The following is a 9,082-nucleotide window of genomic DNA, read 5'->3' on the forward strand; positions in this document are numbered from 1 at the left end:
GGTGCGGAGGCGGTCGGCGAAGGCGACGAGGGCGGTCGCCTGCTTCACGCGCGAGGCGTTCGAGGCGCCCTGGCCGTCGCCCTGGTCGGCGTCGGCGCCGGATCCGGAGCCCTTCGACTTGAAGTGGTTCACGATCGCGACGAACTCGCTGGCGCTGTCGCCGAGGAGGCGGAACTCCTGGGCGAGGGGCTTGCGGGCGTTCGAGAAGTTCACCGTGTCGTTGAGCACGACGGACTCGCCGACCGGCTCGATGACGGCCTTCTTGTAGATGAAGGCGGTGCGGATGACGTCCTCGTCCGCGAGCGCGGGGAGCGCTGCGGGGGAGGGGACGTAGGCCCAGACCTCGGAGCCGGCCGCCGTGTTCAGCGCGGCGGTCAGGGTGGCGAGGGCCTCGTCGCGCGGCTTGCCGAACTTGGCCGAGTTCTCGATCTCCTCGAGCGAGACGACGCCCGCGCCGAGGGTGTTGATCGCGGTCACGATCTTGGCCTGCTGGCGCTCGAGGTCGTCGGCGTTCGCCGCTCCGCGGGCGTCGCAGCCGCTGTTGACCGTGACGGGGTCGCCGTCGCGGTCGGTGTAGAAGGTGCAGCCGGTGATCGAGTCGCCGGTGGTGGAGAAGTAGTTGAGCACGTTGAAGGACGCGATCGAGAGGTCGCCGCCGACGGCCTCGGGCTTCGCGGTCCGGGTGTTCGCGAAGGTCGCGGGCTGCACGTCGCCGGCGTTCTCGACGGTCAGCTGCGTGGTGGGCTGGAAGGCCCAGCCGCCGTTGCGGTAGTCGAGGACGACGGGGCGGGTGAAGGTCGCCGGAGCACCCACGCGGATCGGCGCGGTGGTGGTGAGGTAGGGCAGCGGGATCGCCTTGTTCGCGGCGGCGCCGAGGAAGTTGATCGAGGCGCCGTCGTCGAGGGTGATCGCGCGGGCGGCGTTGTCGGCGACGACGGCCGCGAGCTCCGGCGAGCCGGGGCGGGCGACCTCGGTCGGCGTGAGCAGCGGGGACGTGCCGGCGGCGAGGCCGACCGAGCCGAAGCTGTTCAGGTCGAAGGTGTCGGTGACCGTGTAGGCGCCCTGCGGAGCGATCAGCATGCTCTCGAGCACCTCGCGCTCGGCGGCGGTGCGGGGGAGCGCGACAGCGGCCGGGACCGGCGCTGCGGCGTCGCCGTCGAGCTTCACGATGGTCGCGGCCGAGGTCGGGGTGAGCTCGGTCAGGCCGTTGTACTCGCTCACCTCGCCGGTGATGCGCAGGTGGTCGCCGATCGCGACCGACCCGACGGAGGCGGAGGAGAAGACGAAGACGGCGTCGGAGGCCGTGCGCGAGCTCTCGCCGCCGGTGCCGGGGGTCTGGATGACGTAGCCGTTGTAGCCGCCGGACGGGTAGCGCGCGGTGACGACGCCGGAGGTGGTGACGGTGCTGCCGACGAGCGGCGACGCGTCGCCGGTGCCCTGGATCTCCGCGATGGAGACGGCCGGGATCTCGGCCGGAGGGGTCGTCGGGGGAGTGGTCGGCGGGGTCGTCGTCGGCGGCGAGGTGGGCTCGGGCTCGGATCCTCCGCCCGCGGCCTGCGGGGTCGGTGCGCCGAGCGCGAAGTCGGCCGAGTTGACGTCGGTGTCGCCGGTGGCGGTGTCCGCGCGGGCGATCGTCTGGGTGAGGGAGGGCACCGTGGCGACGGACGACTCGAAGGTGTTCGAGGTGCCGTAGCCGACGAGGTCGATCACCGCGTCCGGCTGGGCGGCGGCGCCGGTGGGCGGCGCCACGAGCGCCGAGGTCCCGTCGACGAGGAAGAGGGTGCCGCCCGCGGCCGCCATGTTGAGGCCGTTCGCGCTCTGGTCGGGCGTCGGCAGGGCCGCGCCGTTGGTGCCGTTGCTGGCGCCGGCGAGCAGGAAGTGGCCGCCCGCGGGCACCGAGCCGGTGAGCGGCACGGTCGTGGTGGGGTTCGCGGTGCCGGTCGCCGAGCGGTACTGGATCGAGAGGCCGCCGAGGGCGATCTCGGCGGCGGTGGGGTTGTAGAGCTCCACGTAGCGGTTGCTGAACGCGGCGCCGGCGGAGCCTCCGCGGGCGAAGACCTCGCTGATGACGAGCTCGTCGCCCGAGGGCGAGGCCGCGGCGGAGGTCGCGACCAGCGGAGCGGCCGCCAGGGCCAGGCCGGTCAGGGCCGCCAGGCCGAGCCCGCGCCTCCGGCGGCGGTCGGGCGGGGTGGGAGAGTCGGGCATGGTGGTCCTCTCGATCGCCGCTCGGAAGAGCGGTCGCAGCGTCGTCGCCGCGCGGCGCGGCCGGCGCACCCCCGGAAGGGGCACGCATGGTCACGCTATGCAGTGCGGGTGCCCGGCCTGTGAACCGGACGTTTCATGAACGTAAACTCATCCACCGACATCGGGGCGCGCGGGTGCCGCTCGCGGCGCGTTCGCGGCTTCGCGGGCCACACTCGTCGGATGATCTCCTTCGAGCTGGCCCGTGCCCTGCGCACGGCGGGCGTGCGCTGGACGCCCCGCACCGGTGACCGCTTCCGCATCGAGCGGGAGGGCTTCGACGGCGACGTCTTCACCGTCAGCGACATGACGATCGAGGCGCACGAGTACCCGAGCGGGACCGTCCTCGGCTTCAACGGCACCACGGAATGGGCACTCGACTCCGTCTCTCTGGAGGACTCGCTCTGGCTGCCGCGGGAGGACCAGCTGCGCGAGCTCCTCCGCGGGACCTTCCGCTCCCTCCGTCGCCTCGCGGAGCCGGAGGCGCGGTTCGCCGTCGAGGTCGAGCTCGGCGGGCGGGCGCGGACCTTCGAGGACGCGGCGGCCGAGAACGCCTATGCGGAGGCTCTGCTCGCGCTGGTCAGCTCGGTCGCGGTCGACCTCGACGACGTGGACGAGCTGGACGGGGCCGACGAGCCCGACCGGGCGGCCGAGCGGGCCTGAGGCTCCGTCCGACCCCGACCCGCCGCATCCGGCGGGGCTAGGAGGCCGCCTTCTCCGCCGCCGCGGTCTTCTTCGGGGTCCGCTTCTTCGCAGGCGCGTCGGCGCCCTTCTCCGTGTCGGCCTTCCTCGCCGCGGGCTTCTTCTTCGCGGCGGTCGTCGCCGGAGCCTTCGCCGCCTTCTTCGGGGCAGGCTTCGTCGCGGCCTTCTTCTCGGCAGAGGCCTCCTCCGCCGGCGCGCCCTTCGCCCCGCGGCTGCGCTCGACCGAGCGCTTGAGCGCCTCCATCAGGTCGAGCACCTCGCCGCCGCCCTCCTCCTCCGGCGCCTCACCGAAGGTCGCGGCGGTGTCGAGGGCGTCGCCCTGCTCGATCTTGGCGTCGATCAGCGTGCGCAGCTCCTCCTGGTACGCGTCGTGGAACTTCGCGGCGTCGAAGTCCTCGGAGTAGGAGTCGACCAGGTGCGCCGACATCTCGAGCTCGCGCGCCGCGATCCGGGTGCTGCCCTCCAGCGACGGGAACTCGACCTCCCGCACCTCGTCCGCCCAGAGCAGGGTCTGCAGCATCAGGAGCTTGCCGCGCACGCGCAGCGCGGCGAGGCGGGTCTTCTGCCGCAGCGCGAACTCGACGATCGCGGTGCGGTCCGTCTGCTCGAGGGTGCGGCGCAGCAGGACGTAGGCCTTGGGGGAGGAGGAGTCCGGCTCCAGGATGTAGGCGCGGTCGAACATGATCGGGTCGACCTGCTCGCTGGGCACGAACTGCACGACGTCGATCTCGCGGTCGCGCTCCTCCGGCAGCGCCTTGAGCTCGTCCTTGGACAGGACCACGGTGCGCTCGCCGTCGTCGTAGGCCTTGTCGATGTGGTCGAAGGTGACGACCTCGCCGCAGATCTCGCACTTGCGCTGATACCGGATCCGCCCGCCGTCCTTGTCGTGGACCTGGTGCAGCGGGATGTCGTGGTCCTCGGTCGCGCTGTAGATCTTCACCGGCACGTTGACCAGGCCGAAGGTGATCGCGCCCTTCCAGATGGCTCGCATGCGCCCAGTGAACACCGTGTCCCCCGGCCGCCGGAAGCCCTGGCGGACGCGAGGGAACCCCCGACCGTCGAAGGGACCCGTCGCAGCGGGCGGTTCCGACGGTCCGGGGTCCCCTCAGGGCGGAACGACGGAGCCGCCCGGTCGTCGCGCGGGGCGACGACCGGACGGCTCCGGGGCGGTGGCGGCTAGCCGCGCTCGGCGCTTCGGCGGCGCAACGCAGCGAGCAGGAGCCCGCCGACGCCGCCGGCGATCAGCAGTCCGCCGAGGCCCAGCGGCAGGCCGATGTCGGCGCCCGTCGAGGCCAGGGGCGGGCGGCCACCGGGGTGCGGCGCCACGGCGGTCGGCGTGCTGCTCGGAGTGGGAGCGGCCGTCGGTGCGGTGGTGGGCGCGGTCGTCGGGGCGACGGTCGGCTGTGCGGTCGGAGCGACGGTCGGCTCGGCGGTCGGGGCCACGGTGGGCTCCGGCGTCGGGGTCGGCGTGGTCGGGTCCTTCTCGGCGTCGATCGCGGAGGTGTCCGCGGCGAACGAGGCGGTCACGAAGGCGATGGCCTTCGACGTGATGCCGAGCGCCTCCTGGTTGATGTTGTCGATGTCGTCGGCGGCGGAGTGGTAGTTCGGGTCGTGCGTGATGCCGGCGGTACCGCCGAACAGCGCGACCTCCTCCTCCGTCTTGACGTCGTCGGCGCCGGTGAAGACGCCCGAGGACGGGATGCCGACCGAGATGAAGCCGTCGTAGTCGCTGCGGCCGTCGAACGCGGTGTCGATCCAGGGCTGGTCGATCGAGTCGAAGTAGTCGGTGAACGCCTTCTCGGTCGCGATCGAGCCGGCGGGCACGTCCACGGGGGCCTCGTAGGTGGACTGGTCCGCATCGTAGACGGAGATCACGTAGTTCGGCGAGGCGACCATGTCGAAGTTCATGTAGGTCGCGATCTTCGAGGCGTCCTCCTCCGTCAGGGAGTCGACGTAGGTGTAGGAGCCGACCAGGCCCACCTCCTCGGCGCCCCACCAGGCGAAGCGGACCGCGTTGGTCGTGTCGCCCGCGGCGGCCAGCTGCACGGCCGTCTCGAGCAGCGTCGCGGATCCGGAGCCGTTGTCGTTGATGCCGGGGCCGGCGGGCACGCTGTCGAGGTGCGCGCCGAGCATGACCACGTTGTCGTGGTCGCCGCCCGGTGTCTCCGTGACGATGTTGAAGGTCTCCACCTCGGTCGTCGTCTGGTCGATGAGGACCGAGACGCTCGCGGGGAGCGACGCCAGCAGCGCCTGCCCCTCGGCCTGCGTGACGCCGACGCCGGGGACGGCGGCCTCGTCCTGTCCGCCGAACGTCCCGTTGAGGGCGTCGCTCGGCGCGTTGTCGTAGATGATGATCGCGGCGGCGCCGGCGGCACCGGCGGCGACCGACTTCTCGAGGAAGCTGCAGGAGCCGCGGCTGACGAGCGCGACCTTCCCGGTGGCGTCGAGGCCGGTCCAGGCGTCCGTGGTGCAGCCGAGCGGATCGACGGGGGCGATGAGCTCGCCGGTCACGCCGCCCTCGGGCGTCGACGGAGTGAACTCCATCGGCGTGCCGACGGCGCCGGTGCCGGTGGTCAGCGTGAACGCGTCGATCGTCTGCGTCGCGGTGGTGAAGTCCTGGCGCTGCGTCGTGTAGCCGGCGTCCGCGAGGACCTTCTCGACGTACGCGCCGCTCAGCTCGTAGCCCGGAGTGCCGATCGCGCGGGTGCCGCCGTTGGCGTCCGCGATCGCCTGGAGCGCCTCCAGGTGGGTCATGATGCCGTCGACGGTGACGGTGTCGGCGAAGTCGACCGGCTCGACGGCGCTCGCCGTCGGCGCGAAGGCGAAGCCGGCGACGAGGGCGCCCGCTCCGATCATCGCGCTCGAGCCGATCAGCGAGCGGCGTCGGCGGCCGCTCGGGGTGTTCGTGGTGGTTCGCGCCACTGGGGCTCCCTCTCCTCGAGAACGGGCCGCCGCGTCGGCGGCCCCGACGCGCACCTCCCGAAGACTGGGAGGGGATCGCGTCCTCTGCGAGGGTATTCACAGGAAACGGTGCGGCCCAGTCCCCCCTGCCAGATTTCATCCGGACGAAACACGGACCGGGCCGGCAGGTCGGTCAGGCCGTCGCCGGGCTCTCGGCCCACTCGCGGAGCATCGCGAGCATCTCCTCCGGACGGTCGCGGTGGGGGCTGTGACCTGCGCCCGCCACGACCGCGTACCGGATGCGCGGATTCGCGCGCAGCACCAGGGCGGCGAGGGAGGGAGGGAGCAGCGTCTCGACCTGCGGGTCGCCGGCCAGCACGAGGACCGGCGGGCGGAGGCCCGGCAGGTCCGCGAGCAGGTCCCACGGGTCGTTGTCGTCGATCGTCGCGGCGACCGCGGCCGGATCGGCGGCCCGCACCGCGGCGAGCTTCTCGACCCGGTCCCGCTCGTCCCAGAGCGGCTGCGCGACGGCGAGCTCCTCGGCCGAGACCGCGAGACCGGCGAGCTCGCCCGCGCGGACGGCGGCCCGCTGCTCCGGGGCGAGCCGGAGCACCGGGTCCAGCAGCGCCAGGCGCCCCGCCCAGCCGGAGTCGCGGGCGGCGGCGCGCACCGCGACCGCTCCGCCGAGCGAGTGCCCGACGACGAGGTCGAACGGTCCCCGCGCGAGGGCGTCGTCGGCGTAGGCGTCGTGGCGGGAGGAGCCGCCGCGCGGCCCGTCGCCGTGTCCGCGCAGGTCGGGAGCGGAGACGCTCCAGCCCGCCGCAGTCAGCTCGCGGCTCAGCCGCCACCAGGTGCGGCCCGAGCCGCCCAGGCCGTGCAGGAGCAGGACCCTGCCCGCCGTCATCGCCGGAGCCTCAGTCGAAGCGCGGGTCGCGGCCGGTGCGCTCACCGGTCGCGAGCCCGGCGATCGCGGCGAGGTCCTCGTCGTCGAGGGCGAAGCCGAAGACGTCCAGGTTCTCGCGGATCCGCTCCGGCGTCACCGACTTCGGGATCGCGACGACGCCGAGCTGCACGTGCCAGCGCAGCACCGCCTGCGCCGGCGAGACGCCGTGCTTCGCGGCGATGCGGGCCAGGGCCGGCTCGTCGAGGAGGCGCCCGCGGGCCAGCGGCGACCACGCCTCGGTGACGATCCCGTGGGCGGCGTCGAAGGTGCGCAGCTCCTCCTGGGGCAGCCGCGGGTGCAGCTCGACCTGGTTGATCGCCGGCACCACTCCCGTCTCGTCGAGCAGGCGCTGCACGTGCTCCTCCGCGAAGTTCGAGACGCCGATCGAGCGGGCCCGCCCCTCGCTCTGCAGGCGCTCGAGGGCGCGGTAGGTGTCGACGTAGCGGTCGCGCGAGGGGATCGGCCAGTGCACGAGGTAGAGGTCGACGTAGTCGGTGCCGAGCAGCTCGAGGCTCCGGTCGAAGGCGGCGAGCGTCTCGTCGAAGCCGTGGTCGTCGTTCCAGACCTTGGTCGTCACGAAGACCTGCTCGCGGGGGAGGCCGCTCGCGCGGATCCCTTCGCCGACTCCGCGCTCGTTGCCGTAGAGGGTGGCGGTGTCGACGTGCCGGTAGCCGGCCTCCAGGGCGACGGCGACCGTGCGGGCCGCCTCCTCGTCGCCGATCTTGTAGACGCCGAGCCCGAGCTGGGGGATCGCGCGGCCGTCGTTGAGGGGGATCAGGGGGACGCTCATGCCTTCCATGCTGGCACGCGCCTCAGACGCTCCAGTCGAGCTCGCCGTGCGGTCCCACGTGCACGTCGTCCTCGATCAGCGCCGCGAGACCGGCCACCCCGAAGAGGAGGCGCCGCTCGGCGCGCTCCGCGTCGCTGCGCTCGTCGATGCCGCGCACGGCGAAGTGCACGTCGTGGCCCGCCTGCAGGCCCTCCACGCCGAGCCGGCCGCGGAGCGCGCGCACGGGGCGCCGGCCGATGCCGAGTCCGCGCCAGAGGGAGCCCGTCTCGAGGACCACCGCCGTCTCGGAGGCGACGACTCCGTGCTGCTCGCGGTGCGCGGTGAGCTGCCACCCGTAGCCGAGGTGGTGGAGGCGGGTCGAGTGCGGGCCGCGCCAGGCGTGCGAGGACTCCTCGCGGCGGAAGTAGACGGGACTCGGGCGGAAGGACCCCTGCCAGAGCGCGGCGGCGAGCTCGGTGCACCACTCCGGGGTCTCCGGATCGGACCAGGGGTCGAGGAGGTCGGTCCGGGCGGCGGCGCGCCGGTGCTCGCGCACCAGCTCCTCCGCGTCCTCCCGCAGTCCCATGCCGCCCCCTCGCAGTCGTGGGCCTTCACCCTAGAGTGCCCGACAGGCGCCGGACAACCGGGGTGGCGGCCTAGGAGGGCAGGGTGACCGGCTCGGTGTCGGGCAGCGGGCTGGCGTCGCGCCCGCGGAGATCCGGGTGGTACCGGCGGCCGAGCAGGGGCACCAGGAAGCCGACCAGGGCGAAGGCGGCGGCGACGACGATGGCGGCGGTCGGCCCGGCCTGGTCGATCTGCACGCCGGCGATCGCGGAGCCCAGCGCCGCGCCGATCAGCTGACCGGTGCCGACCCAGCCGTAGGCCTCCGCCGTGTCCGAGAAGCGCACGCTCGAGGCGGTGATCGCGAACAGCGCCGCGAGAGCGGGGGCGATGCCGATGCCGGCGAGGAACAGCGTGACGGACAGCCACCAGAAGTCGGTCGAGACCGCCGCCAGGCCCATGCCGACCGTGACGATCAGCATCCGCCGCGCGGTCGCCCACCGGCTGATCGGGATGTGACCGAGGGCGAGGCCGCCGACCAGGGAGCCCGCCGCGAACACGGCGAGCACGACGCCCGACTCGACTCCGCCCTCGCCGAACACCGCGACCACGCCCGCCTCGACCGCCGAGCAGGCGCCGATCAGGAGGAAGCCGACGACCGTGGCCAGCAGCACCGGGGGCTTCGTGAGCACCACGCCGAGGCGGCGCTTCGAGCGCGGGATGCGGACGCGGCCCACCTCGGGCGAGGCGATGAACCAGATCCCGCCGCCGATCAGGAACGCGGCGGCGGTCAGGATGCCCGCGACCGTCGACACCTGGATCGACACGAGCGTCGCCAGCACCGGGCCGAGCACCCAGATGATCTCCTGCGCGGGCGCGATCATCGCGATGGCCGTGCTCCCGCTCGAGGTGTGGCAGTTCGTCGTGATCGGGTTCGTCGCCGGCCTGAGCATGCCGCCGGTGCA

8 protein-coding genes are annotated in these 9,082 nt (G+C 73.4%); 1 reads left to right on the forward strand and 7 read right to left on the reverse strand.

Annotation, left to right across the window (positions count from 1 at the left end):
• Positions 1 to 2,205: ExeM/NucH family extracellular endonuclease (locus tag C5C27_RS15450; RefSeq protein WP_146079717.1), on the reverse strand; the 2,205-nt coding region annotated here is incomplete at its 3' end.
• A 219-nt stretch (positions 2,206 to 2,424) separates the two neighbouring features.
• On the opposite strand from C5C27_RS15450, the gene C5C27_RS15455 reads away from it, so the two are divergent.
• The gene (locus C5C27_RS15455) at positions 2,425 to 2,904 is read left to right on the forward strand and encodes a pilus assembly protein CpaE (RefSeq protein WP_258062657.1); all 480 of its coding nucleotides are present in this window, start codon (positions 2,425 to 2,427) and stop codon (positions 2,902 to 2,904) included.
• A gap of 37 nt (positions 2,905 to 2,941) precedes the next feature.
• Here the strand turns inward: C5C27_RS15455 and C5C27_RS15460 are convergent, their stop codons facing one another.
• The 6 genes from C5C27_RS15460 to C5C27_RS15485 all read right to left on the reverse strand — a co-directional run.
• Positions 2,942 to 3,934: a Ku protein gene (locus C5C27_RS15460; RefSeq protein ID WP_104314850.1), complete on the reverse strand. Its 993-nt coding sequence runs from the start codon at positions 3,932 to 3,934 to the stop codon at positions 2,942 to 2,944.
• A gap of 185 nt (positions 3,935 to 4,119) precedes the next feature.
• Positions 4,120 to 5,865 (reverse strand): M28 family peptidase, encoded by a 1,746-nt coding sequence (locus C5C27_RS15465; RefSeq protein ID WP_104314851.1) that lies wholly within the window; start codon positions 5,863 to 5,865, stop codon positions 4,120 to 4,122.
• Positions 5,866 to 6,037: 172 nt separating this feature from the next.
• On the reverse strand, positions 6,038 to 6,748 hold the full coding sequence (locus C5C27_RS15470) for an alpha/beta fold hydrolase (RefSeq protein WP_146079718.1): 711 nt from the start codon (positions 6,746 to 6,748) through the stop codon (positions 6,038 to 6,040).
• A 10-nt stretch (positions 6,749 to 6,758) separates the two neighbouring features.
• Positions 6,759 to 7,577 carry an aldo/keto reductase gene (locus C5C27_RS15475; protein ID WP_104314853.1) on the reverse strand — a complete coding sequence of 273 codons (819 nt, stop codon included), beginning with the start codon at positions 7,575 to 7,577 and terminating at the stop codon, positions 6,759 to 6,761.
• Positions 7,578 to 7,599: 22 nt separating this feature from the next.
• Positions 7,600 to 8,142 (reverse strand): hypothetical protein, encoded by a 543-nt coding sequence (locus C5C27_RS15480; protein ID WP_104226914.1) that lies wholly within the window; start codon positions 8,140 to 8,142, stop codon positions 7,600 to 7,602.
• A gap of 70 nt (positions 8,143 to 8,212) precedes the next feature.
• Positions 8,213 to 9,082, reverse strand: an 870-nt coding sequence (locus C5C27_RS15485) for an MFS transporter (protein ID WP_104314854.1), incomplete at its 5' end; no start/stop codon positions are given.

This window comes from Rathayibacter sp. AY2B7 (genome assembly GCF_002931635.1).
Classification (GTDB): Bacteria; Actinomycetota; Actinomycetes; order Actinomycetales; family Microbacteriaceae; genus Rathayibacter.